We start from the raw sequence: 25,808 nt of genomic DNA, 5'->3' as shown, positions 1-25,808 counted from the left end.
AATTAATAGCCTCATTTTAGAGCTAAAATCTATAAGCGTTCAACTTACTATCAAAAACTAAGCCATCAGTCTCCTCACCTCTACCGCCATTTAAAACAGTTGAAAAAAATGATTTAACTACATCATTTGTCTTTTCATAGAACAGGCCATGGGTTTTCCCTACATTTGGGCCGCCAGTAAAGTCAAAATAAAAAGCATTTGAAGCGACCAAATTCCTAGCAGTTCTTCCTAACCGATCTTTTTGAAAATTCGCATCAGACCATTTTAGGACCCAATCATTTTCATTGATCGTAATATAAACTCGTTTTCCAGCTTCTATATTATTTACCCAATGTTGATGACCTGCGTTATCAACATCAGCTTGGCACAATACAACGTTATCAAACATTCTTGTTTCAGCTTCGTATAAAGCGTTGATAACGTAATTCTGAAACAAATAATTCCCCAAACTGTATGTCATAAAGGTAAATTTAATATCACATGCCTCAAGGGCCTCTTTATTGAACGGCTCTTTCATGTAATGACCTAGCTTTTCCAACGTAGCATCCAAAGCACCAACTGACGCCTGTGCATTTCTCTTAGCGCTTCGGTATTCTTTTGTCTTAAAACCTCCAGGATTAGAGGGCCAAGAAAAAACAACAACCTCAACCCCATGCTCTTTTTCTAATGCTAATGACTTTTCTAAGTTCTTATAAAAGCTTTGATTAAAGCCATGTACAAAAAAAACGCAGTTTTTACCTGAAGAAGTGAGCCGTTCACGAACTTCTGCAAATGCTTTTTTAGAGGGAATATTATTCTCTGTGATTTTAGATGGCTCAGTGACTAGTCGCACTTGCCATACTCCCTCTACTTTATCTGCATAAGCGAGCCTAACTTCATTAGGTCCTTTAGCGTTTGCGTAGTCACCAAAAGCATTGTGATCGCCTACGCCATTTTTAAAGTTTGATTTATTTATGTTTCTATTCGTAATAATCAACATATCAATATCCTTATTCTGTTTTTAGCCATAGGAAGTAGTTAGAACCTGTCACTTTTATAGGCGGGTTTAAAACTAATCTACAAAATAATGATTAGTTTAGATTTCAATCAAACAGCAAGAAAAACAGTAAAGAACACGACAAACGTATTGTTTTTTAATATTGAAAATAGACATAGTGTTGAGTAAGTGAAGTGCTGGCAGCACTAAAAAACGACTTGATAAGAAGACTGTTCGAATGAAGAAATCTGTATTATTTAATAGAACACTCAAATTTATCGGATATTGATTTAGGCAATCGATTTGGAACTTTAATGCTACAAATTTGCTTCAAAGAAGAACATGACTAACCATTGATTTTATTGGTAGCCCCTACAGGAATCGAACCTGTAACTGCCCCTTAGGAGGGGGCCGTTATATCCATTTAACTAAGAGGCCACTCAAAAGCTGAGGTATAGCTTACAGCTTACAGAAAATTATAACGGTCTAAGGCTTTGGTAATCAAGAAATTAATCCAACCGGCTTTAGAGCAAGCCGATCGGTAAAATAATGAGGCTAGTTAACGCGAGCAGTTGCTGATTTGATTGACTCATTCTTTAGCACAAAATAAGGGATCACTTTTTGTGCGCTGGCAATAACCAGCTTTGAGTTTAAATTAATTACTCGCGCATTCACTTCAACACCATTAGGGCGATATATCAGCGTGCCTGTAAGTACATGGCTGGCGATGCGACGCTCGGCTAGCTCTTCTACATCACGCGACATCACAAAATCACCACGTGAAGTCACACTAATGATATCCATCGCTTTAAAATCAACAACGCCAAAGCCGAATTTTTGCAGCTGGTGCATCATTGTTTCAGAGAGTTGATTACCAAGTTGAGAGCTGTTTTTTAGGCTCGCATCTAAATCAACAAAGCTAGTAATGGCTATTCCTAACTCGCTTTCTTGTTGCATGGTATCCACTAATTCAAGGGCCATTTGCTCGACATAATTAACAACGGTTTTATGATGTTGATAAGGCACAAATAAACGATGGTTAGCGTTATCCTGCTGCATATCTTTTTGCTCAAGCGCTTGCAGCATAGCAACATAATCGACTTGAGTACTTGCTGATGCAGGTGCACTTTGAGCGGTACTTTGCGGCTCTGCTGATTGCTCTGGCAGCAATTGGCAGCCAGAAATCGCGAGCGTTAACGATGCGAAGATAAAACCTTTCATAGCTTACTCACTTGCTTGTTTAAGTGTAATACCATCACTACGGTTGGTGCTATCAAGGGCATCAACCACTGATTGTGGTATAAAGCCTTGCGCTGACCCTACAACTGCTTTGCTTGCTAAACCAACAATGCGGGCATTAACGAGCACACCACTTTGATGATTAACCAAAGTACCCGCCAATACATAATTGAAGTTTTGATCTTGGCTTAGCTCTAAATAATCACGACTGAAAACATAGTCACCACTTGGCGTGACACGCATATAATCAGTGGTTTTAAAATCAATGACAGGTACACCAAATGCATGAAGCTCATGAATGAAACTTTCGGCAATTTGATTACCTAGCAAATTCGTTGAGTTGTAATCTGCATCAAGGTATACAAAGCTTGAAACAGCAACCGGCGTGTTATCGCTAACATATTGCAAGTTTTCAACTAAGTCCTGCATGATGCCACGCACATAGTGATTAATATTTTTGCGCGTTGGTGCAGCGGTAAAGGTGCTGTTATTCATCACCGCCTGATTGGTTTGAAACACACTGTAGTTACTATGCGGCGCGGCAACTTCTCTTTGCGCAGCTAATTGAGGATCATTATCGTGTTGTGTTACATCACCAGTTAACATTGACGAGCAACCAAAGCCAAAAGGCAAACATAAAGTTAAAATTAAACGTTTCATTAAATGAGTTCCTCTTAATATTCGCTTCGATACAACTGGCCATCACGTTGCTGAACTTTTTCAGCGCCCCACATCACATTGATAGGGATCTCGGTGCTTGCTGCTGACACTATTCGCAGATCTTTGGTATTTACCAATCGGGCGTTAACTATGTAGGCATGTTGTTGCCGCGTCAGTGTGCCGGTAATAACAAAGTCAATATTCTGACGTTGACGCAAGGTATTTACATCACGACTAAGTACACTATCGGCCGATTGCTGCAAATTTAAAGTCTTTTCTAATCGATACTCTATGGTATGAAAACCAAGCTGAGTAAATTGCGTTAATAAACTTTCTTGAATTTGCTGACTCAAACCACTGCCCTGATCTTCTGCTAAATCAGTACCTAAGCCATCAGCCATATAGAAACTGGTCACAGCAATACGTGCATTGCCTTTGTAAGGGCCTTGAATACGGCTCAGCTGACTACTTAGATCAGCAACGTATTGATGCACCGTATAAGGTGCCATCGGCGATTTTGGGGTTTCTCTAGGGGGCGCTTTTTGTGGCTTTTCAGTTAAGCTACAACCCACCAACACTAAAAAAACTGAATAAAATAACAGGCGCATAATTGCCATCCTCACTAAACTTAGTAAGTATAAAGCAATAATTATGCCTAAGTATTATTGTTGATGGGATAAATCAAGCGGATTTTGCACATAGTGCGATACCAAGCATGCCACCCCGACAGATGCTAACTTTTTACAATCATTAGCAGCTTGCTGCTTTTGTTGATATGCACCAATTTTCAAGCGATGGAAAGTGCTGCCATTTACAGTTACTGACTCTACATTAGCAATAAACTGACCATGAAATAGTGCCGGCGCTTGTTTTTTAATTTCAGCAAGGCGAGCTGTTAGTCGAGGTAATTCTGTTACGGAAGCAAGCTGTAGTGCAAACTTAGCTTCAGGCTCCGCAATAAACTGAGGGGCGGTTACTGATGACTTTTTAGTATTTACAGGCTCAGCTTGCTGCGTATTTAACAAAGTAAGTTGTTCAGTGAGTAAGGTTAACTCACTTTCAATTGTCAGCAAGCGCTCAAGCTCTGGCTTCATTGCTTGGAATTGCTGATGCGACTGCCTTAGCTCCATAAGCTCTTGCTGGCTAATTTTCACTAAGTTTTCTTCACTCACTTGTGGCTCTGATACGCTTTGGCAACCAAAGATAGGAGTAACCAGTAAAACTAACCATACTTTCTTCAGATTTTGAAAAATACTAAAAACCATAATTTGCTCCTTGCAAGTGTTGGACATGCTGTTCTGTTACATGGCATTTAATTGCTTGTGATATTAGCTGCACACATTGCTGCTCAAGCTCGTTTGCAGATTGTGCGTCAAAGCCAACCGCAAGCGTGTAGTGCGCATTTGCTTTATCGTGAATATAAAAAGCGTTTTTTAACCCTTGCTGTAACAAACGCTGTTTCACCAATGAGTAATACACCTTTAATATTTTCAGTGAATTAAACTTGCCAATACTCGCTATATATCCCTGGCGCTTTTCGAGTGGCCGCAAAGTAATGTCAACTCCCACCAGCACATCACCTTTGGGCGATAACTGTATTTTATGTGTTTGAGTACTAGTCAGTGATTTTTGTCCTTGGTACTGCTTATCTACAATCGCCTGATACTTACCGGGCTTAATATCAGTAAACAAGTAATAGCCATCATAAGCCGCTTGCGTAGTTGCTACATCATTACCTTGCTCATCCACTAAAGTAATTTGGGCATAAGGTTGAACATTAGCTCCTTGCTCTGTCTGCTGATAAACAGTGCCTTCTATTTCGCTGGCATTATTTACTGGGTAATCCATGTACTCAACAAAGCCTGCTCGTGGTGTTATGGAGAAACCATCGTGGGCGGGGATCATAAAAGGGTCAGCAAAACTGTCACGATCGAGCACTATATCTGTTGTGCGGTTAGCTGGCATAGCAGAAAGAATCGCGATCCCTTGTTCATCAGTAATCGCTTGGCGATAATTTTGTAAGCCTTTTACTTTAACACCCGCCAAGCCCTTCTCAGTACTGTCTTTAATACCATTATCATTTTCATCTAAAAACACATTAACCATTAAGCTACCTGTATTGGTCAATGTTCTGTTGCTCATAAATGGTTGATTATATTGGCTATCAAAACCAAAGCTAAATCGGCTATTTAAGCGAATTTGCCATTGGTCATTACTATCGTAATTAACATTACTGCTTAAGTTAATCCTGTCATTTTGCCACGTTAGTCCTAATTCTGCAGACTGAACATCGTAATCTAGAGAGTCCCTTATAGTTAACTCTGCTTGGAGACTCGGGCCTAAACTTCGGCTAAATTCAGCTTCATAACTTGCTATCTCACTCACTGGAGAAAGTCGATAATTAACACCAAACCGACTGTACACTCTGCCTAGTCGTGTTTGTAAACGCGTCATACCATCTACACTTTCTTGCCCGGCGCTTGGGTCTTGCCATTGCAATAAATTATTTATTGAGACGTTTGCATAGCTGTAATTTAAACGGTTATAAATTTGCTTTAAATCACCACTTTGTGCGTGTTGAACTAAAAAGTTGTTTTGATAATTAAGACGCCCAAAGTTGTTTTGCATCAGCTCACCAGACATATCAAATTGATAGCTTTTCAGCGTTATATCTCGACCATTCTGGTTATCAGTACGGTTCGTTGCGCTGAATAGCAAAGACTGATCAGCCAGTTTAGTTCTTGTTGTTAATTCAAATTCTCTTTGTTGTTGATTGTTTTCTTCATATTCCAGATTAACTAATAACCTATCTAACAAGCTGAGATTCGTTCCTAGAGCAACATGGTATAACTCATCTTGCTCTTGCTTTTGCGCCATAAAGCCTGAGTACATAGCAACGTTATCACTCAATCCATATTGGTATCGCCCTGCAGCAACCCAGCCCTTGTTTGCACTATTACTGTAATTACCTAATAACTGCTTGCCTTGCTCTGAAACAGATAACTCATAGACTGCTTCCCCTTGTTCAAGCTGCGTACCATCAATGTAGTAATATTCTGTTTTTCGCTCTACTTGCCCTTGCGGACCATAAAAAATCAACTCAAAGTTATTTTCACCAAACAGTAAATCAACGTCAGCAAAAACATAGCGCCCATCCGCCAAGCTCAATTGCTGCTCAATTAAAATACCATTGCGGTATAATTCAACATCCCAACCTGGCTGTACTACACCAGTTAGATTCACTCGATTATTATTAACTGCTTGCCCAAGTTGATAATTCGAAATTTTAACTCCGCGCCCGTACTGGTTGTTATAACGGCTGCCAACTTGCGTAGCTGTGACATCACCTACCTCAATAAGACTTGCAGCAAGTGGACCTAACAGCTGATTATTCACATCTTGCTTGGAGAAAGTTAGTCTTGAGTTATTCAATAAATCACTTTCACGGCCCGATAAAAAGTATTCCATAGTAAGGTATGCAAAATCTTGCGAGCCAAGTAATGAGTAACTTGCCTGACTACCATCATTATCTTGGGTATAGTTCAATTGTAAGTCAGCCACAGGGACAGATAAGGCCTGATATGGGCTTGGTTTCCAAGGTAAAGTTGCTTGCTTTTGAGTACTATAGCTTTGTAGTTGTTTTTTATGTCGCTGCGCTTGGGCGACAACCGGATAAACAGACTCAGTTTCAATATACAGCTCTAAGCTTGCGTAATCAGAGCGATGCTGAAATTCTAAAGCCTCAGCGAGTACTGCTGCCTCTATATAAATATCATCATCAACACTAATTTGTTGTTCTGTAAGCTGCCACTTTTTTGTATCTGTAATCAACTGTTTTTGAGCTGTTAATTGAAAGGTTTTATTGGTGTTAATGAACCAACCTTCGGCCCTCTCGGCTGATATATCGACATTAATTGCAAGCTGTAAAATATCAACTAGCCCCGAAACGCCAAGCAATATGTCTTGATCAGACTTAAGGGCAAACAACTCACCTAAATAATTTTCATTTAAATAAATTGAAAATAGCAAAAATTCCCCAGTGGCAATTCGTTGCTGAGCGTCTAAGGTATCTGCAGAATGATTAACAGCAGGTATATGCTTAGATTGTGGAGCGTAAAGCTGTTCGCCATTTAGCTTAGCTCTTATGGCATTGACTCTAGCTAGTACATCCTCTGTACTCACAGTCGAATTAGCAACGCTGATAGGACTTAATAGTATAAGCCCTATCGCAAATAAGCGATTCATAAATGTTTTCGCATTAATCCTTAATGTCGAATAGGCAATGAATATGAGCCAAAATCGACGCCTTCATACTCATCGGCACCTTGATATTTAAGCTCAATGTTCCCTTGTTTTGGCAACTGTTTACCAGAGAATAAATCTAACAACACAGTCGCTTGTTCAATTTCAGGGTATAGGCTTAGATTCCCGATTTCTGCGATTTTTTCTTGTTTACCTGCAGAATTAGTAACATACGCGCTAAGTCGACCGTAACTACTAAAACCTTGTTGTTCAGTTAATTTAACGGCAATTTTTGGTTTTTTGTTTACCGAATCTTCAACTATTTCTGCAGTTTGAAATGCAACTTTTGGCAGCTCACCTTGTTCACGATATACAACTGGAATACTAAAACTCAAAATCATATTCACTTTAAGTCCAGCCTTAGCTGCCTTATCTTCATTTGGTAAGGCTTGAAATAGTAAATGGGAACGATATTCCCCTTTAGCCAAATCCTTAGGCTTTCTAATTGCTATTTTAATCGTTTGCCTTTCGCCAGGTGCTAAGCGAATTTGCTTTGGTGATAAGCGTGCCATAGGAGAAAGGCTCGTGGTTACTGGCTCACTCAATGTTTGATAGCCCCCACCAGGTAGCGCTAATTTTTCGCTCCATACCACGCGGTATGTACGGTACTCTTCTGAGCTATTAATGACGGTGACTTTTGCGCTTCGTTGGCGCTCATCAAATGAAACCCGCGTTGGTGAAATAAGTAAGTTTGCCGTTGCATATTGACTGAAAAAAACAAAAAGAAGTCCACATAAAAGACGTTTTGCGAACATATCTATCCTTAGTAATCGACTGATATTTCTAAATAAGTTGTAGAAGAATACTGACCATCAGCGTATGGTTTAGCGCTACGGTCTGTCGTTAAAATACCGCCAATAAATACTTTTGCTTCACCAAATTCATTGGTAATCACATATTTAGGAAAACCATTAAGGCGTACAGAAAATCCAGCACTCGAGTTGCCATCGATATCATGTGTTAAGTCAACTGGGGCAACTAGATTCATAGTTAGCTGAGTTCTAGCTGGAAAGTCAGTAAGTAATAATTCTGCAGGGCGGCCATTTTTAAGAACATAAACCGAGCCCTGCGTATTGATACTGCCATCATCTTTGACGATTACAGAGCTGGTATTTGTATTAGCTAGAATAACTAGAGTACCAAAATCAAGCGCTTGTTGCTCTGTGCTCGCAGCCTGTAAGGGTGTTGAGAACACACAAAATAAAACAGTAGCTAAAAGCAAAAAGCGCATGACTAATTACCTAGTATTATTAGTAAGCAACTTCTAATTGGAAAGTGCCGGTATACTCAACATCACGATAAGGCTCAGATGACGCCGAATTTGAGGTAGATAAATTGGCACCAATGTTAAACTCAACACTGCCGTCTGCATCTGCTGTTAAATTTGGGCTGCCTGGAAGGTAATAAGCATTTGCATTTGGGCCTGAAGTAATAAAATACTTCCATTCATCAACAATAAAGTTTGGCTCATTTAAACCTTGTCCATCAGAAGCTAAAGTATTAGCAGTAGGATCAGTAATCGACAAACGCGCATTTGGCACCGCTTCCGATACCGTAAATGAAGCAGGAGACCCTTGCTCAATAATTGAAATAATCGCAGGAGATGCATCTGTTCTTGTTGAAACAGGGCTTGCATCAGGTTCTGGGTTAATTGTTAAAACAGCTTGCGCAGCACCTGAAGGATCGGCTACGGCACGAATAGTACCAAAATTTAGATCATTCCCTTTTGTTAAAACAACTGAGTTTTGAACCTTTACTGTTGCACTGAAAGATTCAGTAGTGGCATAAGAATAAAAAGCAGAAAATGCTAATGAGCATGCAATTAAAGAAAGAGGTAATTTCATATTAAGTCCTTATAAATAAATGGCTAAGCCATTTTGCTGTATCTTAAGCTTTATCGACCTCTAGAACAAATACTTTAAGGTTAATCCCCTAATTTCCAAGAGGAAAGATACTTATAGCATCTCCCCAATAAAAGGGGCTGTCACACAAGTTTGCCCCATTCTTTTGGCTATCTCACAAAAAGCTGTCGCCTGAGTATAATTTGCAAATGGACCTGCTCGTAATCCATACAAGGTTACCCCTTTTTGCTCACGAGTTTTAAAGCGAAAATCTAGGTCATTTAAAACAGCAGGATAATCACGTTTAAGGTTCAAGACCTGATGTCTGACCTTTTTCGGCGTTAAATATAAACCTAATTGCACACCTGCTTCTGCTGCTTTGTTTGCAGCAATAATCGTTTCTAATGAGTCGATTGATGATGATTGCTGAGATTGTATTTGCTCACTTTGGTGATAGATCACATCATTTTGCGGCTCAAATGCCGATGGTTGTGCAGTTAAATCACTATTAGCCGAAAGTACCTCGATTAACAACGCAAGGTCTTTTTCCATTGCAGCAAGACGTTCAATGCTAGGCTGTTGATTTTGCCACTCGGCAGCAAATTGCTGTACCTGCTGTTCAGTATAAACAGGCTGGCTTTGTTCTTGGCTCATCATACATGCTGTTAAAGCAGTTAAGCAGATGGTTAACAATAAATATTTAGAGAAAATAGAAAAATGCATGGTGACGTCAATTCTAAAAAACAGACTTAAATATTAGCAATAAAAATGCCACCTTTAGAGTGAATATTTGACGCTAAAAATAAATTCGATTATCTGTGTATTTACTAACCCAACAATCAATACCTTGTCGCTTAATAGCCGCGCAGTCAGCTTTCGCATTTTTTAAATACTTATAGCCTCCAAACTTTAAGCGGTAGAAAGTTCTATCATGCACGTCTGCAACTTCAACATTCAAAATTGGTTTACCTTGAAAAATACTAGGCGCTTGTTTTGCCATTTTATGAAAGGTGACTTCTATTGCGGTCTCAGAGCTAACTGATGCTAACTGTAACGCAAAAGTATAATTAGGTTTTGTAGGTGCTAATATAGCAGCAGTGGCTAGGGTATTTTTTTGTGTAGCCGTTGATTGAAGCTCAGAACTAGTTTTTACATTAATTTGAAAAATAGGATCGATTAAGCGAAGTGCAAAACTTTGCATAGAATTAACGGTAGAGCTTAGCAGCAGCTCATTACTGCAACCAGAAACAGTTAATAACACCATTAGGTATATACTGCAGCGAAAAGGCTTGAAGTAATCTTTCATAATCAGGATTCTTAAACGTACCGTTAAAAAATTGCTTCTTACTTTGAAGAAGACTATCTGTTAGTACTTACCTGTACATCAAAAGCTAAAAGATAATTTAAGATATTGAAAATAAACACTAACATTATGTTTTTATTATAATTTCAGTTTAGTGCTTTAATTCGCTGCAAATCATGTTGTTAGTAAAAAGTAGCTTTATAACATAAACAATTTGCAGCAAAATTATTAATGCTTTTCATTACTCAGTTAACTAACTGAATTAGAGCAATTAATCACCATACTCATCTTAACAACCCTATAAGACAAAGGTATATCAGAAAAGTCCCTAATTTGTTAATAATCAACAATTGTCAGCTGCTTGTAAATAACAAAAAAGTGCCATATAGGCACTTTTTTAACATAATTTATTACTAAGTAAATAGAATTGGTTATTTAACCAACGACTTTATGAAGTCGCTCAATTCATCTTTGAATTCCTCACGTCGTAAAGCAAATTCAACGATGGCTTTTAAATAACCAATTTTGCTACCACAGTCATGGCTTTTACCTTTCATAGAGTATGCATCAACCGTTTCTTTTTCCATTAGCATGGCTATGGCATCTGTTAATTGAATTTCATCACCTGCCCCAGCTGGAGTTTTTGCAAGTAATGGCCAAATATTTTTGCTCAGTACATAGCGACCCACAACAGCAAGATTTGATGGAGCTTGATCAATAGGAGGCTTTTCAACCATATTCAAAATTGCGGCGCTTTCACCTTGATTAATTGTTACATCACCTAAGTCTACTACACCGAACTTGTCTACTTCGTTTTGCGGCACAGGCTCAACCATAATTTGGCTCTCACCGGTGGTTTCAAAACGCTGGATCATTTCAGCTAAGTTATCTTTTTTAAGATCGCTCGCAACATCATCGATGATCACATCCGGTAAGATAACAACAAACGGTTCATTACCTATAATAGGCGCCGCACAATTTATCGCATGACCAAGGCCTTTCGCTTCACCTTGGCGAACGTGGATAATAGTCACATCTTTCGGGCAGATTGACTGTACTTCAGCAAGTAACTGACGTTTCACACGCTTTTCAAGTGTGGCTTCTAACTCAAAACTGGTATCAAAGTGGTTTTCAATTGAGTTTTTACTTGAATGCGTTACTAAAACAATTTCTTTAATTCCTGCTGATATTGCTTCATTTACAACGTACTGAATCAACGGGCGATCAACAATAGGAAGCATTTCTTTAGGGATTGCTTTTGTTGCAGGTAACATACGCGTGCCAAGACCAGCAACTGGGATCACTGCTTTCATTGATTTCTCCTTAAATTTTATTGTTCTTAAACTGAAAACGGATACTTAATTGCATCGTGACACTGATAACCTACTACTTCAAAATCATCTTTTGTAACCCAGCTTTCAATGTCTTCTAATGATTTAATATTTGGGTTTATTTTTAATTCTGGCGACGCGAAAGGCTCTCGCTTAAGTTGTACATCACGCATCAACTCAAGTTGGTTTTCATAAATATGCGCATTCGCTATTTTATGATACGCCTTACCCGGTTTATGTCCGGTTATTTGTGCAACTAAAGCAAGTAACACAAAACATTGAATTTGATTAAAGTTCAGACCCAGCGGCACATCACAGCTACGTTGGTATGATGTTAAGTATAGAGTATCGCCCAACAAAGAAAAGGTGTGCGTGTGCATACAAGGGCGTAAACAACCTAGCTCAAATTCACCTGGATTATAAAAAGTGACGATTTCACCGCGATCATCAATTCCTTTCGATAAGTTATCGATAACTTTTTTAAGCTGATCAAGGTGGCTACCATCAGGGCGTTGCCAACTGCGCCCTTGAACACCATACACACGGCCCATATCATCCTCACCACGACGATGCGGATTTTCAAGCCAAGCTTTGTTCTCGTTCGCATTGGCATTCCAAGTCATACAGCCGATATCACGAAACTGTGCAGCGCTGTCGTAACCACGTAAATAACCCAGTAACTCCGCTATCGCCGCTTTGTAAAAGCTCTTTCGCGTGGTGATGAGCGGAAACTTGTTATTTGCCACATCATATTCAAGATCGGCATTAATTACTGTTAAACATTTGGTTCCTGTGCGTTTGTTCTCAACCCACACACCTTCGTCAACAATACGCTGACATAAATCTAAATACTGTTTCATTGATTTGCTCTTGTTATGCTTTGCTTGCCACGCTTTGCTGCGGCTTTTTATAGGCCCATATTAACAAACCAAGGCCACCAATTACCATCGGCAATGACAGTATTTGACCCATAGAGATAACGCCTGCAAATAAACCTAAATGAGCATCTGGTTCACGGAAGTATTCAACAATAAACCTAAACGTACCATAGCCAAGTAAGAACACCCCAGCAACACTTCCCGCTGGACGAGGCTTTTTGATAAACCATTGTAAGATTAAGAACAGTACTAGGCCTTCTAAAAAGGCTTCGTATAATTGGGATGGATGACGTGGCTCTGGGCCACCTGTAGGAAAAACAAATGCCCAAGGTACATCTGTCACTCGGCCCCATAGTTCGCCATTAATAAAGTTACCAATACGTCCGGCTAATAAACCAAGCGGCACAAGTGGCACTACAAAGTCACCAACCTCAAACAATGATTTTTTACGGGTCCAAGCAAAAATTGCAATAGCTGTAATGACACCCAGGGTGCCGCCATGGAACGACATGCCACCTTGGTCAATTCTGAATAAATACAGTGGGTTTTCGATAAAGTAGCTGAACTGATAAAACAATACATAACCAATACGGCCACCGAGTATTACCCCGAGCATGCCGTAAAATAATAAGTCACTGACTTGTTCTTTTGTCCAACCAGAGTTGGGCTTTGCTGCTTGGCGATTAGCAAGCCACATCGCCAAAGCAAAACCAATTAAATACATTAAACCGTACCAACGTACGCTGAGCGGGCCTACCGAAAAAATAACCGGATCGATATCTGGAAATTGAAGAGCCATAAAAATAAAAACCTTTAACTAAACACCATTTTAAGCGCAATTATGACAAGTAATAGCGCGAATACTTTTTTTATTGTTGCCACAGGCAAGTAATGCGTAGCTTTGGCACCTATAGGCGCAATGAGCGACGAGGTAACCACAATCCCGACTAACGCAGGCAAATACACAAATCCGGCAAATCCATCACTGAAAGATGTTAATTGCCAGCCGGCAGATACGTAACCCACCGAGCCAAACAGCGCAATGACAATACCACAAGCAGCAGCACAACCAATGGCCTTTTTAATATCAACGGAAAAATAATGCAGTAGCGGCACAATAAGCGCCCCACCACCAATACCAATTAGTCCTGAAAGTGCCCCCATTATGGCACATAAAAAGCCAAGAATAGGCCCTGATGGAAGCGGCTTTTCACTGGCGGCTTTTTTTCGTGTCGATAACACCATTCTAAGTGCGATAAACACCACGCTACCGGCAAAAACAAAGCGCAGCAGCTGCTCAGGAATAAAGCTTGCTGCAAAGCCACTGATCAATGCGCCTAGGCCAACGCCAGTCATAACCCAAGGAGCAATTTCCCATGGCACGTTAGCATTACGATGATGAGCAAGGGCTGAAGACGTCGAGGTAAAAATAATGGATGCTAACGAGGTTGCTATCGCGATAACTAATACATGGCTTGGGTCGGCAACATTAAACGACACTAATAGCGCACTAAGTACTGGCACGATTATAAGACCGCCACCAATGCCTAATAAGCCTGCTAAAAATCCAACCACGCTGCCCAAAATTGCGCAGTACACCATTAAAAGTATTACATCATGCATAGCACACTCATATATTCAATTTGTTATATACATATACTAAACTAATATATATACCCAAACCACCTCAAGATGCGAGTTTCAGTTGGAATTAAAAGCGATTTAGGCAAGGCATTGATTGCAAGTAATAGTGGTTCTATTGTTAAAATCAATAACGCAGTATAAATCGCTTTTAAACCAACCCTTTGGGCGTTTCACAGGCACTTACTCTCATCGTTGTGACTTCTTAAAAGGGACTGCCATTGTTGCAAAGTAACGCCTTGATATTAAGCACCTGTGAAACGCTGAATTCTACATCTTGAGGTGGCTTGGGTATAAGTGCTTCACAGCACAATTTTCCCTCATGCTTGACCTTGGCTTGGGGTGTAAAATAGCTCACCGAGTTGATGTTCAATCATAAAGTTACGCGTTAACCTAAGTACATGTTTTGCAGTGGGTTGTAATAAACACTCAGCAAGTAACTTTTCCATATCACTGACATTTAATCGCCTAAGCACAAACTTAATTTTACTAATCGAAGCAAAGTTCATACTCAAGCTTCGATAACCCATTGCAATAAGCAGTAATGCGCCTTCTGGATCGCCGCCTAACTCACCACACAAGCTAAATGGCAGCTCATGTTGCTGACACTCCTGTGCTATTTTTAACAACACTCTAAGAACACTTGGGTGATAAGGATTAAATAGCTCAGCAACGCGGGCATTAGAGCGGTCAACTGCCAGCATATACTGGGTTAAATCGTTGCTACCTACAGAGCAAAAATCGACTTTTTGCGACCACTCTTCAAGCATAAATACACTCGAAGGTACTTCTAACATCACCCCGATTTCAGGGCGCTCAATGGCTTGTTCGGGGTATTGCTCACTTAACTCAAAATAGGCTTGTTCGAGCAGCTTTAAAGATTCATCGACTTCTTCTGAGCCACTGATCATCGGCAGCATAATTTTTAAATTCCCCAAACCAATGTTGGCTTTTAACATCGCCTTGAGTTGATCTAAAAATAGCTCGGGGTGATCTAAGGTCACACGAATACCACGCCAACCTAAAAATGGGTTTTCTTCGGTTATATTGAAGTAATCTAAAACTTTATCACCACCAATATCGAGTGTACGCATCACCACAGGATTAGGGTGGTAACTCGTTAGCACTTCGCGATACCAGTTTTCTTGTTCTGACTGTGAAGGAAATTGGCCTTTTTGCATAAACCAGGCTTCGGTGCGATAAAGACCTACCCCATCGCAAAATGGCTTATTGTCATGCTCGGTATTTAATTCAAGACCCGCGTTTAGTAACAAGCTAATGTGTTCGCCATCTTTAGTGACGGCATCTAGGTTTTGCTCTGCAACAAAACGGTCGTTCAATAAGGCTTCTTGATATTTAAGCTGGCTGTATTCCTCTTGCAGCATTTGTGAAGGAGAAATATATAAACGCCCTGCATAGGCGTCTAATATCATTTGCTTGCTTTCAAACTGCAATAAAGGCACATCTTCAATGCCCCAAATTGCTGGGATCCCCATAGCACGAGTTAAAATTGAAGCATGGCTATTTGCTGCACCATTAACACTTACAACCCCAGCAAGGTGTCCTTTAGGTACTTCAGCAAGCATCGCAGGAGTTAATGTACCAGCAATTAAAATCGTGTCTTTAGGGTAAGGTTTTGCCGCATGCTCAGTATTAACTAAGTGATGTAAAACCCGTAAACCAATATCTTTAACATCAACAGCGCGCTCTTTAATATAAGGGTCTTGCATGGCATTGAATTGAGTCACCAATTTTTCAATAACAATTTTCAGAGCACTTTTGGCGTTCCATCCTTGTTTTAATTGCGCTTCAACATTTTGACCAAGGCTTTTGGCATCGAGTAACTGCTGATAAACATCAAATACAGCAAGTGCCTCTTGCGGAATAGAGTCACTCAGTGTCATAGATAAGGTATTAAACTCGTTACGCGTCGCAGCCACAGCTTGGGTAAATAGCTTGCGCTGGGTGCTCACATCGTCGTCTTTTTGCAGTTCTATAGAGCTAAAGTCAAGTTTAGGGATCACTACAAAGGCTTCACCTATGGCAATACCCGGCGCACTTGATACCCCTTTTAATACTGAGGTTTGGTGTGAAAACTCATCGACACGTAATATTTCTTTTATTTCTGCATGCGCTAACTGAGAAGCTAGCTGGGCCGAGAGCGTAATTAAGAATGACTCTTCGTCAGGGCTAAAAACACGGGCTAGTTTTTGTTGAACAACAATAACGCCTAAAACCTTTTTCTGATGCACGACTGGCACTGATAAAAACGCGTTATAGCCTTCTTCATTAACTTCAGGTGAGAGTTTAAAACGAGGGTGAGATTTAGCAAAAGCTATATTAATGGGCTCTTCACGCTGAGCAACAAGGCCAACGAGACCTTCGGTAAAGCCTATACGAAACTTACCCACGGCATCTGGGTTGAGGCCTTGGGTGGCCATCAATACAAAGTTATCTTGGCTATAATCGGCAAAATAAATCGAGCAGCACTGTGTTTGCATGGCATCTTTTACCATTTGCACAAAACACCCCAGCGCACTGTTTAAGTCCGCCTGTTGCGACACTGCCTCAGCAATTGATCTGAGCGTGGCTAACATGATGCTGCTCCTTTGATTTAAATAAGGTTGCCCTTATCGTTTATGTCGCCAATGATCTTTGTGTTGCTCTCGTTTATTAAACGGCATTGCAAACGGAGCAAACTCTTTCATTACTCGACGATATACATCGCGCTTAAACGAAACAACTTGCCTAACCGGATACCAATAACTCACCCATCGCCAATCATCAAACTCGGGGTGATGAGTTTTAAGTAAATTTACATCTTCATCTTTACAACGAAGTTTCAGTAAAAACCATTTTTGTTTTTGCCCAATGCACACAGGACTTGAGTCTCTGCGAATTAAACGCTTGGGTAATTTATAGCGTAACCAATGTTTAGAACTTGCGACGATCTCAACGTCTTCAGGAAGCAAGCCCACTTCTTCGTGTAATTCTCTGTACATGGTTTGCTCAGCAGTTTCGCCGTCATCCACACCACCTTGGGGAAATTGCCAAGAGTGCTGACCATAGCGACGAGCCCAAAATACTTGTCCCTGATTATTGCAAATTACAATTCCGACATTGGCACGAAAACCTTCGGCATCAATCACCTTAGTGCCTCATTTGTAAGTCGATTTTTATTGATTGTTCCACATAACCTGCGATACAGCAAACACTTTACACCTAAGCCTAAATTAGATTGAAAAATTATTTTTTAACAAACATGTTTAATCAAGGTGTTACGAAGTAATTATCATAAAAATGTGCTGTTTGATTAAAATAACTATTTACAACCGTATTTTCATCACCTTACCCACAGCTTGTGCATAACTTTTGTAAATCATGCCTAAATTGCAAACAAATCCACAATCAACAGTTTAAATATCCACTTTCTCCACAGAAACTGTGGATAAACATGTTTATATATCTGTATTTATACAAACAACTGATTAATTAATGAAATGGAAACACCTTACAAAAACAGCAAAATAGATAAATATCAATTAGTTAAGGTATGACACCTCAAAATAAAACTGATTATTTTTAGCCCACACTTAACGTGCGCAAAAAACACCCAAACACAAAGATATCCACTAAGGCGTGCATTTGCTATCATGAACCGGATAAATAGACAATAAAATAAACGCCTTATGCGACCAATAAAACCCGCTTCTATAAACGAATTAATGCAACGTGTTGATGCTATTGCTGGCCTCACCCTAGGGCAATTAGCTGAGCAATATCAATTTAAAACCCCTGACGATTTACTTCGTGAAAAAGGCTGGACCGGGCAACTTATCGAATATGTGCTTGGCGCAACAGCGGGTTCAAAACCAACACCTGATTTTGAAGAGTTAGGCATTGAGCTAAAAACCTTGCCGATTTCATTTAAAGGCAAACCTCTCGAAACAACCTTTGTTTCGGTAACGCCGCTATTAAATGTGACAGGAATGACTTGGCAGCAAAGCACGGTTCGTAAAAAGTTGAATCATGTTTTATGGCTACCGATTTTAGGCGAACGTGAGATACTGCCTTTTCACCGTACCATAGGCAGTGGCTTTTTATGGCAGCCAAGTGCAGAGCAAGATGCCCTTTTACAGCGTGATTGGGAAGAACAAATGGAGCTAATCGCCCTTGGTCGCGTAGATGAAATTTCGGGTCATTTAGGCGATGTAATGCAAATAAGGCCAAAAGCTGCCAATAGCAAAGCGCTGACTGATGCAATTGGCCCGAATGGCCAGATAGTACAAACCTTACCTCGCGGCTTTTATCTAAAAACCAGCTTTACCGGCGAGATCCTAAAACAACAATTTCAGCTATGAATTCCAAATAGAAGCTCTTAACCAGAATGGTTTTTCTCTGAACCATAGAGTACAAATCCATTTTTCACCATCAATTACTGGTTTTCCAGAATGTACTGAACTTTTATCAACTTTAGTATCAAGCATATTGTTAAATTGAATTAACTGACCTGCTTTCGCTGATACTTCTAATTCCCAAAACTTAAAGGCAGTCTCCCCACCTTTAAACCCCTCATTAAGGTTTAAAATGATTGTTTTTTTTCGTTGCCCAAAAAAGTCTATTTCTTTTTGGGCTGCACTATTGCTCGGGGTGATAAAGTCATAGTGCCATTTATACTGCTGTCCTTTTTTATATCGATAAATGATAGCTGGTTCAGCATACTTCAAATCAAAAATATTATTAATACACATATATCTTTGAATAAGTGCCGTGAAAAAATCATTGACTGGTAAAGTAACAATATGTTGATCATTATTTCGAATTGAATCTACTTTCTGATGCTTTTGTTGTTCCGAATAAAGTTTAGCATCAGTTAATTTTTCTTTGGCAAATCCAATCACTTTTTGTAGGGCTTCATCATTCATTTTACTGTCGAGTAAGTTAACTCGAGAATCACCAAGATTTTGCGATACAGGAAGGGGTAACAACATTTGAATTAGTTGAGTCAGCTCTTCAGTTAACAACTCATTAATCTCAGGGACTTTACTAACTAGATGAGGCGAGGCTTTCAATAGCTGACACTTTTGAAACTGCAATTTAGGCCAATACTCAAACAACAATTCAAGTTCATTTAAATTATGATACTTTGCAATTAGAAGGCAGTTAATCAATTCATCATGTAGCAAAGAAGATGATATAGCATGGTAAAACCAAGCTCTCGCAAAGTCTTTATTTTTAACCGCGTAATCAATTATGGCCGAATTTTCAACTATTTTGCCATTGAACCGCGCTTCTAATAATTCAAAAATTAACTTGCCAGCCACATTACCCTCAGATTAAATAGAACAAAACACAATAATCTTTAAAACATTATCATTTTTATATTGATTACAAAAGCTTGCTGTTACTACTTAAAGTTTACGCTATAAAAAAACCTCCCGAAGGAGGTTTTTAAGGTCTTGATGAGCTAAAAGCCAGATTACTGACCTTTAACCTCTTTAAGACCATTGTAAGGTGCTTTCTCACCTAATACTTCTTCAATGCGAAGTAATTGGTTGTACTTAGCAATACGGTCAGAACGGCTTAATGAACCCGTTTTGATTTGACCCGCTGCAGTACCTACTGCTAAATCAGCAATTGTTGCATCTTCAGTTTCACCTGAACGGTGTGAGATAACAGCTGTGAAGCCAGCGTCTTTAGCCATTTTGATAGCAGCAAGCGTTTCAGTTAATGAACCGATTTGGTTGAACTTGATTAGGATTGAGTTAGCAATACCGTTATCAATACCACGCTTTAAGATCTTTGTGTTAGTTACGAAAAGATCATCACCTACTAATTGTACTTTGTCGCCAATTAGTTGTGTTTGGTGTGCGAAACCATCCCAATCCGACTCATCTAAGCCGTCTTCTATTGAAACAATTGGGTATTGCTCTGTAAGGCCTTTAAGGAAGTGGTTGAATTCTTCAGAAGTGAATTTTTTACCTTCGCCTTTAAGGTCGTAGATATTTGCTTCTTTGTCGTAGAACTCAGATGCCGCACAGTCTAGAGCTAGAGTGATATCTTTACCAAGCTCATAACCTGCATTTGCAACAGCGACCTTGATTGCAGCAAGTGCCGCTTCGTTTGATTCAAGGTTAGGAGCAAAACCACCTTCATCACCTACTGATGTAGAGTGACCTTCAGCTTTAAGTACTTTTGCTAGGCTGTGGAAAACTTCAGCGCCCATGCGCAACGCTTCACGGAAGTTTGTAGCGCCAACTGGCTGGATCATGAACTCTTGAATATCAACAGAGTTATCAGCGTGCTCACCACCATTGATGATGTTCATCATAGGTAATGGCATTGAGTAAACACCTGGTGTGCCGTTTAAGTCTGCAATGTGCTCATAAAGCTCTACGCCTTTAGAGTTAGCAGCCGCTTTAGCTGTTGCTAAAGACACAGCTAAGATAGCATTTGCACCTAATTTTTCTTTGTTTTCAGTACCATCTAAGTCAAGCATTACTTGGTCAACCGCTTTTTGATCAACTGCGTTTTGACCTTTAAGCGCTTCAGCGATTTCGTTATTGATATAGCCTACTGCTTTTAAAACACCTTTACCTAGGTAACGTGCTTTATCACCATCACGTAATTCAAGCGCTTCGCGAGTACCTGTTGATGCACCAGAAGGTGCTGCAGCACGGCCCCATGAACCATCAGCTAAATGTACATCAGCTTCAACAGTTGGGTTACCACGCGAGTCCATGATTTCGCGACCAATCACTTTTACGATTTCTGACATCTTGATTCCTCTTTTCCCGAAAATGGTGAGTTAGTGCCAGCTTTATTGTTGCTGGCTTTTTAAAACAAATAAGCCGTGCATATAGCACGGCCTATTTAAATTACGATGACGCTTTTTGGTGAGTGTGTGCAGCTGCAACAAACCCTTCAAACAGCGGGTGACCATCACGTGGCGTTGACGTAAATTCCGGATGGAATTGCGCGGCAATAAACCAAGGGTGATCTTTATTCTCGATGATTTCGACTAGTTTCTTATCTTCAGATAAACCAGTGAAACTTAAGCCAGCTTTTTCAAGCTGCTCTACAAAGTGGTTATTCACTTCATAACGGTGACGGTGACGTTCAACTATTTCGTCACTTCCGTATACTTCGCTTACTTTTGAACCTGGTGTTAAGTGACACTTCTGTGCACCTAAACGCATAGTGCCACCAAGGTCAGATTGCTCATCACGGATTTCAACGTTACCGTCAGCATCTTGCCACTCTGTGATTAAACCAACAACTGGGTGCGCAGAGTTTGCGTTAAACTCAGTTGAGTTTGCATCTTCAAGGCCTGCAACGTTACGCGCATATTCAATAAGCGCTACTTGCATACCTAAACAAATGCCTAAGTAAGGAACTTTGTTTTCACGTGCATATTTAGCCGCTAAGATCTTACCTTCAACACCACGGCCGCCGAAGCCACCTGGTACTAAGATAGCATCAAGGTGAGACAGTAACTCAGTACCTTTGCTTTCTAAGTCTTGTGAATCAACATATTCGATGTTCACAGTTAAACGGTTTTTCAGACCCGCATGCTTTAATGCTTCGTTTACTGATTTATATGCATCTGGTAGTTCTATGTACTTACCAACCATACCAATTGTCACTTCACCTGTCGGGTTAGACTCTTGATATAACACTTGTTCCCATTCAGATAAATCTGCTTCTGGGCACTCAAGGTAGAAACGACGACATACGAAGTTATCTAATTCTTGTGACTTAAGTAACGCAGGGATCTTATAGATGCTTTCTACGTCTGGTAATGAAATAACGGCTTTCTCTTCAACGTTAGTGAAAAGTGCAATCTTCGCACGCTCGTTATTTGGTAATTTACGATCAGAACGACAGATCAAGATATCAGGTTGGATACCAATCGAACGTAATTCTTTTACTGAATGTTGTGTTGGCTTAGTTTTAACTTCACCTGCAGGGCCTAAGAATGGCACTAGCGTTAGGTGGATAAACAATGCGCGCTCACGGCCAATTTCAGTGCCAAGCTGACGAATTGCTTCTAAGAATGGTTGTGACTCGATGTCACCAACTGTACCGCCAATTTCAACGATTGCTACATCGCGACCTTCAGCACCGTCGTATACACGTTGCTTAATGTCGTTTGTGATGTGTGGAATAACCTGAATTGTTGCACCAAGGTACTCACCACGACGCTCACGTCGTAATACATCTTCATAAACACGACCTTGTGTGAAGTTGTTGCGGCTAGTCATCTTGGTACGGATGAAACGCTCATAGTGACCTAAGTCAAGGTCAGTCTCTGCACCGTCTTCAGTTACAAATACTTCACCGTGCTGAATTGGGCTCATAGTGCCTGGGTCAACGTTAATGTAAGGATCCAGCTTTAAAATAGTCACGTTAAGACCACGTGCTTCTAAAATAGCGGCTAATGACGCTGCTGCAATACCCTTACCCAACGAAGAAACAACCCCGCCAGTTACGAAGATAAATTTTGTACTCATGCGAACCCTAGAATATCAGGAATTAAAAGGAATAATATAGAATCAAGACGGGGCGATATTGTAGCAAAGGGACTGCTATCAATCCAGATAAAATTAGCAAATAAGTGAACAAAAAACGAGCTTGGTTACGCTGTACCCAAGCCGTATCATAACTTACTTAGTTTGCCTGCTTTTTAATGGCTTCCCATGCGTTGTCCATTTCTTCGAGGCTAGCCGTCTCTAAACTTTGACCACGTTCACCTAAGTAAGCAGCCACTTTTTCAAAGCGTGACGCGAACTTAGCATTGGCACTTCGTAATAATTGCTCAGGGTCACGTTTAATATGACGGGCTACATTTACCGTTGCAAAAAGTAAATCACCCAACTCCTCTGCACTATGATCAGAGTTAGGATCATGAGCCAGTGCTTCTTTAACTTCGTCTACTTCTTCAGCAACTTTATCGAGTGCCCCATGATAACTTGGCCAATCAAACCCTAGGCTTGCTACACGCTGTTGAATCTTCTTCGCTTTTGATAAGCCCGGCATCGCATCAGGAATATCTTGCCATAAACTCATTTGTGGAGAGGCGGTTTTTTCTGCTCGCTCTCGTGCTTTAATAGCTTGCCACTGCGCTGAAAGCTCAGCGTCCGACAGCTCACTTTGCTTTGCAAAGACATGGGGATGACGACGAACTAATTTATCATTAAGCGTATTAGCCACATCGGCAAAATCAAATAAGCCCTGCTCTTTAGCAAGTTGAGCATAAAAAATAACTTGAAAAAGTAAATCGCCAAGCTCACTTTTAAGCTCAGTGAATTCACCTTTTTCAATGCAGTCTGCTACTTCATAAGCTTCTTCAAGGGTATGCGGCACAATCGATTTAAAGTCTTGTTTTAAATCCCACGGGCACCCAGATTCTGGGTCCCGAAGTTTGGCCATAATTGCAAGCGATTGCTCAATTGCCTGTTTATCACTCATTACGAATGACCACGCTTTGCATCATGCACACCTTCGATTTGGTGTAGCTTAGACAATAAGCGGTTAGTACTCGATAGGTCATGCACTTCAACCTGCATTGAAAACAGCGCAAGTTGCTTATCTTCAATTGTGTTGACGTTCATGTTCAGCACATTCACTTTTTCGTTTGCAAGCACTGAGCTGATATCTCGAATAAGACCTGAGCGGTCAGTGGCTTCAACTTTTATCGTTAATGAGTAAGAGCCATTAATGTCGTCTGACCAACTTACTGATATCACCCGCTCAGGATGCTTCTGGCGAAGTTTCTCAAACGAATCACAATCCTCTCGGTGAACTGCAATCCCTCGGCCTTGCGTAATGTAGCCGATGATTTCATCACCCGGCACGGGCCGGCAGCATTTAGCAACATGGCTCATTAAGCTACCTACCCCATCAACAACAATACCGTTCTTATCGCCAGTGACACTTTTTGGTTTTTTAAACTTAATTTGTGGTTCGTCATGCTCACGGTCACTAATAAAGTTTAATAACTGGTTTAAGCGAACATCCCCAGCACCTACCGCAACCATAAGGTCGTCAAGGCCTTTAAGGTTAAAACGCTCGATTGCTGGCGCTAGATCTTTGGTCGATAAATCCAGCTTTTGCAGCTCAGTTTCAAGAATCTCTTTACCGGCACTTAAGTTTTTATCGCGATCCAGCTGCTTAAACCAATGATGGATTTTAGAACGAGCTCGTGATGACTTAATATAACCAAGCGATGGGTTTAACCAATCACGGCTTGGATTAGGCTGCTTTTGAGTTAAAATTTCAACCTGATCACCGGTACTTAATTGATGAGTAAAGGGTACGATTTTGCCGAACACTTTTGCACCAATACAGCGATGCCCTACGTTTGAGTGAATGTAATAAGCAAAATCAAGTGGTGTTGCACCCAGCGGTAAATCGAAAATATCACCCTTAGGCGTAAACACATAAACGCGGTCTTCTACTACTTGGTTTTTAAGCTCTTCCGCAAGATCACTACCATCAACAACTTCTTCTTGCCATTGCAGTAACTTACGTAACCAACTAATTTTTTGCTCGTAGCCCGACCCACGCCCTGGCAATGCACCTTCTTTGTACATCCAGTGCGCAGCAACACCTAGCTCAGCATCTTGGTGCATTTCGCTCGTACGGATTTGAATTTCAACGGTTTTACCCTCTGGGCCAAATACCACGGTATGAATTGACTGATAACCGTTTTGTTTAGGTGTTGCGATGTAATCATCAAATTCTTTATTTAAATGGCGCCAGTTAGTATGAACGATACCTAACGCCGCGTAACAATCTTGCAGGCGCTCTACCACTATGCGCATAGCGCGAATGTCAAAAAGCTGGTCGAACTCATAATTCTTCTGTGCCATTTTTTTGTAGATGCTGTAGATATGCTTAGGGCGACCATACACCTCACCTTCAATACCCGCCTCAGCCAAGCGTGCTTTAACTAAAGCAACCATGTTCTCCATGTAAGCTTCACGGGCAAGGCGCTTATCATCTAGCTGTTTAGCGATATTTTTATAGGTATCTGGATGCAGATAACGGAACGACAGGTCTTCAAGTTCCCACTTAAGCTGGCCAATCCCTAAACGGTTAGCAAGGGGGGCAAAAATGTCGCGAGTTTCTTTAGCGGCAATAACGCGCTCTTCTTCACTGGCGTCTTTAACATCACGCAAGTGGCACACTTGCTCCGCCAGTTTAATCACTACAGCCCGCACATCTTCAACCATGGCTAATAACATGCGGCGGATATTATCAATTTGTACAGTGCCTTTCCCTTGGTGGGCTAAGGTACTGATGGTCGCCATTTGGCTTACTCCAGTTAGTAATAATGCAACGTGGTTACCCAGCTTTTCAGTGACTGTCTCTATCGAGATTTTTTCAGCTAAAAAATAAGGCGTTAAAAAAGCAGTAGCAAGGGAATCTGCGTCTAAATTTAGCTCAGCTAAAATCTCCACCATTTCAATGGCTGTGTTTTCACGTTTTGCATCATCGCAATGCAGGCACAGTTGGTGAGCCTGCTCTAATAAGGTATGTTTGTCTTCTGTTAGCGCTAACAGCTCGATACGGCTGGCAAAATCACTCGGCTTAGTTAGCTGATGTGACTGTCTAGTGGCTACCATGTGCGCT

At 40.5% G+C, this 25,808-nt stretch carries 23 protein-coding genes and 1 tRNA gene; 1 reads left to right on the top strand and 23 read right to left on the bottom strand.

The annotated features are described in order from the left end of the window. Positions 1 to 22: 22 nt before the first annotated feature. The 18 genes from CWB80_RS07355 to rppH all read right to left on the bottom strand — a co-directional run bounded on the left by CWB80_RS07355 (position 23) and on the right by rppH (position 17,320). Positions 23 to 979: an alpha/beta hydrolase gene (locus CWB80_RS07355; RefSeq protein WP_138600296.1), complete on the bottom strand. Its 957-nt coding sequence runs from the start codon at positions 977 to 979 to the stop codon at positions 23 to 25. A 360-nt stretch (positions 980 to 1,339) separates the two neighbouring features. Then, positions 1,340 to 1,414, bottom strand: a tRNA-Arg gene (locus CWB80_RS07350). 117 nt (positions 1,415 to 1,531) lie between these two features. Next, positions 1,532 to 2,197, bottom strand: a complete 666-nt coding sequence (locus tag CWB80_RS07345; protein WP_138600294.1) for a FlgO family outer membrane protein — start codon at positions 2,195 to 2,197, stop codon at positions 1,532 to 1,534. A gap of 3 nt (positions 2,198 to 2,200) precedes the next feature. Next, the gene (locus CWB80_RS07340; RefSeq protein ID WP_138600292.1) at positions 2,201 to 2,875 is read right to left on the bottom strand and encodes a FlgO family outer membrane protein; all 675 of its coding nucleotides are present in this window, start codon (positions 2,873 to 2,875) and stop codon (positions 2,201 to 2,203) included. A 14-nt stretch (positions 2,876 to 2,889) separates the two neighbouring features. Continuing rightward, positions 2,890 to 3,483 (bottom strand): FlgO family outer membrane protein, encoded by a 594-nt coding sequence (locus CWB80_RS07335; protein ID WP_054554363.1) that lies wholly within the window; start codon positions 3,481 to 3,483, stop codon positions 2,890 to 2,892. 54 nt (positions 3,484 to 3,537) lie between these two features. Next, positions 3,538 to 4,140 carry an SPOR domain-containing protein gene (locus CWB80_RS07330; RefSeq protein ID WP_171041497.1) on the bottom strand — a complete coding sequence of 201 codons (603 nt, stop codon included), beginning with the start codon at positions 4,138 to 4,140 and terminating at the stop codon, positions 3,538 to 3,540. After that, a complete protein-coding gene (locus CWB80_RS07325) occupies positions 4,130 to 7,120 on the bottom strand; it encodes a hypothetical protein (protein WP_206769774.1) in 2,991 nt (996 codons plus the stop codon). Before CWB80_RS07325 ends, CWB80_RS07330 begins: the two co-directional genes overlap by 11 nt. A gap of 20 nt (positions 7,121 to 7,140) precedes the next feature. Beyond that, positions 7,141 to 7,932, bottom strand: a complete 792-nt coding sequence (locus CWB80_RS07320) for a fimbria/pilus periplasmic chaperone (protein ID WP_138600288.1) — start codon at positions 7,930 to 7,932, stop codon at positions 7,141 to 7,143. An 8-nt stretch (positions 7,933 to 7,940) separates the two neighbouring features. Continuing rightward, positions 7,941 to 8,408 (bottom strand): DUF4402 domain-containing protein, encoded by a 468-nt coding sequence (locus CWB80_RS07315; RefSeq protein ID WP_054554359.1) that lies wholly within the window; start codon positions 8,406 to 8,408, stop codon positions 7,941 to 7,943. A 19-nt stretch (positions 8,409 to 8,427) separates the two neighbouring features. After that, positions 8,428 to 9,021: a DUF4402 domain-containing protein gene (locus CWB80_RS07310; RefSeq protein WP_054554358.1), complete on the bottom strand. Its 594-nt coding sequence runs from the start codon at positions 9,019 to 9,021 to the stop codon at positions 8,428 to 8,430. Between the two features lie 111 nt (positions 9,022 to 9,132). After that, positions 9,133 to 9,675: an SPOR domain-containing protein gene (locus CWB80_RS07305; protein WP_054554357.1), complete on the bottom strand. Its 543-nt coding sequence runs from the start codon at positions 9,673 to 9,675 to the stop codon at positions 9,133 to 9,135. A gap of 139 nt (positions 9,676 to 9,814) precedes the next feature. Continuing rightward, a complete protein-coding gene (locus tag CWB80_RS07300) occupies positions 9,815 to 10,324 on the bottom strand; it encodes an SPOR domain-containing protein (protein ID WP_054554356.1) in 510 nt (169 codons plus the stop codon). Between the two features lie 428 nt (positions 10,325 to 10,752). After that, on the bottom strand, positions 10,753 to 11,634 hold the full coding sequence (gene galU / locus CWB80_RS07295) for a UTP--glucose-1-phosphate uridylyltransferase GalU (RefSeq protein ID WP_054554355.1): 882 nt from the start codon (positions 11,632 to 11,634) through the stop codon (positions 10,753 to 10,755). Positions 11,635 to 11,660: 26 nt separating this feature from the next. Continuing rightward, positions 11,661 to 12,512, bottom strand: coding sequence for a thymidylate synthase (locus CWB80_RS07290; RefSeq protein WP_138600286.1), 852 nt, complete (start codon positions 12,510 to 12,512; stop codon positions 11,661 to 11,663). A gap of 13 nt (positions 12,513 to 12,525) precedes the next feature. Continuing rightward, complete coding sequence (lgt, locus tag CWB80_RS07285) at positions 12,526 to 13,329, bottom strand: prolipoprotein diacylglyceryl transferase (protein ID WP_054554353.1); 804 nt, start codon at positions 13,327 to 13,329, stop codon at positions 12,526 to 12,528. Between the two features lie 14 nt (positions 13,330 to 13,343). Then, on the bottom strand, positions 13,344 to 14,153 hold the full coding sequence (locus CWB80_RS07280) for a sulfite exporter TauE/SafE family protein (protein ID WP_055020682.1): 810 nt from the start codon (positions 14,151 to 14,153) through the stop codon (positions 13,344 to 13,346). A gap of 338 nt (positions 14,154 to 14,491) precedes the next feature. After that, positions 14,492 to 16,768, bottom strand: coding sequence for a phosphoenolpyruvate--protein phosphotransferase (ptsP, locus tag CWB80_RS07275; RefSeq protein ID WP_138600284.1), 2,277 nt, complete (start codon positions 16,766 to 16,768; stop codon positions 14,492 to 14,494). A gap of 33 nt (positions 16,769 to 16,801) precedes the next feature. Next, positions 16,802 to 17,320, bottom strand: coding sequence for an RNA pyrophosphohydrolase (rppH, locus tag CWB80_RS07270; RefSeq protein WP_054554350.1), 519 nt, complete (start codon positions 17,318 to 17,320; stop codon positions 16,802 to 16,804). Positions 17,321 to 17,860: 540 nt separating this feature from the next. Between rppH and mutH the strand changes: the two genes are divergently transcribed. Then, positions 17,861 to 18,532: a DNA mismatch repair endonuclease MutH gene (gene mutH, locus CWB80_RS07265; RefSeq protein ID WP_054554349.1), complete on the top strand. Its 672-nt coding sequence runs from the start codon at positions 17,861 to 17,863 to the stop codon at positions 18,530 to 18,532. Here the strand turns inward: mutH and CWB80_RS07260 are convergent. The 5 genes from CWB80_RS07260 to relA form a co-directional block, all read right to left on the bottom strand. Then, a complete protein-coding gene (locus CWB80_RS07260) occupies positions 18,527 to 19,495 on the bottom strand; it encodes a prolyl hydroxylase family protein (protein WP_054554348.1) in 969 nt (322 codons plus the stop codon). The two genes, mutH and CWB80_RS07260, sit on opposite strands and share 6 nt — an antisense overlap. A 155-nt stretch (positions 19,496 to 19,650) precedes the next feature. Beyond that, positions 19,651 to 20,949: a phosphopyruvate hydratase gene (gene eno / locus CWB80_RS07255; RefSeq protein WP_062566760.1), complete on the bottom strand. Its 1,299-nt coding sequence runs from the start codon at positions 20,947 to 20,949 to the stop codon at positions 19,651 to 19,653. Between the two features lie 100 nt (positions 20,950 to 21,049). After that, positions 21,050 to 22,684: a CTP synthase gene (gene pyrG, locus CWB80_RS07250; protein WP_054554346.1), complete on the bottom strand. Its 1,635-nt coding sequence runs from the start codon at positions 22,682 to 22,684 to the stop codon at positions 21,050 to 21,052. 157 nt (positions 22,685 to 22,841) lie between these two features. Further along, on the bottom strand, positions 22,842 to 23,642 hold the full coding sequence (mazG, locus tag CWB80_RS07245; protein WP_138600282.1) for a nucleoside triphosphate pyrophosphohydrolase: 801 nt from the start codon (positions 23,640 to 23,642) through the stop codon (positions 22,842 to 22,844). Next, positions 23,642 to 25,801 carry a GTP diphosphokinase gene (relA, locus tag CWB80_RS07240; protein WP_054554344.1) on the bottom strand — a complete coding sequence of 720 codons (2,160 nt, stop codon included), beginning with the start codon at positions 25,799 to 25,801 and terminating at the stop codon, positions 23,642 to 23,644. The genes mazG and relA overlap by 1 nt, the downstream gene beginning before the upstream one ends. Positions 25,802 to 25,808: the final 7 nt, after the last annotated feature.

The sequence above is a fragment of the Pseudoalteromonas sp. S1650 genome (assembly GCF_005887195.1).
Taxonomy (GTDB): Bacteria; Pseudomonadota; Gammaproteobacteria; order Enterobacterales; family Alteromonadaceae; genus Pseudoalteromonas; species Pseudoalteromonas simplex.
Note: the sequence above shows the minus strand (reverse complement) of the source record. Positions and strands in the feature narration are given on the sequence as shown.

Excerpts from the sequence above, each read along its gene's own strand:
- CWB80_RS07355 (WP_138600296.1), bottom strand. The coding sequence starts at position 979 with ATGTTGATTATTACGAATAGAAACATAAATAAATCAAACTTTAAAAAT.
- CWB80_RS07345 (WP_138600294.1), bottom strand. The coding sequence starts at position 2,197 with ATGAAAGGTTTTATCTTCGCATCGTTAACGCTCGCGATTTCTGGCTGC.
- CWB80_RS07340 (WP_138600292.1), bottom strand. The coding sequence starts at position 2,875 with ATGAAACGTTTAATTTTAACTTTATGTTTGCCTTTTGGCTTTGGTTGC.
- CWB80_RS07335 (WP_054554363.1), bottom strand. The coding sequence starts at position 3,483 with ATGCGCCTGTTATTTTATTCAGTTTTTTTAGTGTTGGTGGGTTGTAGC.
- CWB80_RS07330 (WP_171041497.1), bottom strand. The coding sequence starts at position 4,140 with ATGGTTTTTAGTATTTTTCAAAATCTGAAGAAAGTATGGTTAGTTTTA.
- CWB80_RS07325 (WP_206769774.1), bottom strand. The coding sequence starts at position 7,120 with ATGAATCGCTTATTTGCGATAGGGCTTATACTATTAAGTCCTATCAGC.
- CWB80_RS07320 (WP_138600288.1), bottom strand. The coding sequence starts at position 7,932 with ATGTTCGCAAAACGTCTTTTATGTGGACTTCTTTTTGTTTTTTTCAGT.
- CWB80_RS07315 (WP_054554359.1), bottom strand. The coding sequence starts at position 8,408 with ATGCGCTTTTTGCTTTTAGCTACTGTTTTATTTTGTGTGTTCTCAACA.
- CWB80_RS07310 (WP_054554358.1), bottom strand. The coding sequence starts at position 9,021 with ATGAAATTACCTCTTTCTTTAATTGCATGCTCATTAGCATTTTCTGCT.
- CWB80_RS07305 (WP_054554357.1), bottom strand. The coding sequence starts at position 9,675 with ATGATGAGCCAAGAACAAAGCCAGCCTGTTTATACTGAACAGCAGGTA.
- CWB80_RS07300 (WP_054554356.1), bottom strand. The coding sequence starts at position 10,324 with ATGAAAGATTACTTCAAGCCTTTTCGCTGCAGTATATACCTAATGGTG.
- galU (WP_054554355.1), bottom strand. The coding sequence starts at position 11,634 with ATGAAAGCAGTGATCCCAGTTGCTGGTCTTGGCACGCGTATGTTACCT.
- CWB80_RS07290 (WP_138600286.1), bottom strand. The coding sequence starts at position 12,512 with ATGAAACAGTATTTAGATTTATGTCAGCGTATTGTTGACGAAGGTGTG.
- lgt (WP_054554353.1), bottom strand. The coding sequence starts at position 13,329 with ATGGCTCTTCAATTTCCAGATATCGATCCGGTTATTTTTTCGGTAGGC.
- CWB80_RS07280 (WP_055020682.1), bottom strand. The coding sequence starts at position 14,153 with ATGCATGATGTAATACTTTTAATGGTGTACTGCGCAATTTTGGGCAGC.
- ptsP (WP_138600284.1), bottom strand. The coding sequence starts at position 16,768 with ATGTTAGCCACGCTCAGATCAATTGCTGAGGCAGTGTCGCAACAGGCG.
- mutH (WP_054554349.1), top strand. The coding sequence starts at position 17,861 with ATGCGACCAATAAAACCCGCTTCTATAAACGAATTAATGCAACGTGTT.
- eno (WP_062566760.1), bottom strand. The coding sequence starts at position 20,949 with ATGTCAGAAATCGTAAAAGTGATTGGTCGCGAAATCATGGACTCGCGT.
- pyrG (WP_054554346.1), bottom strand. The coding sequence starts at position 22,684 with ATGAGTACAAAATTTATCTTCGTAACTGGCGGGGTTGTTTCTTCGTTG.
- mazG (WP_138600282.1), bottom strand. The coding sequence starts at position 23,642 with ATGAGTGATAAACAGGCAATTGAGCAATCGCTTGCAATTATGGCCAAA.
- relA (WP_054554344.1), bottom strand. The coding sequence starts at position 25,801 with ATGGTAGCCACTAGACAGTCACATCAGCTAACTAAGCCGAGTGATTTT.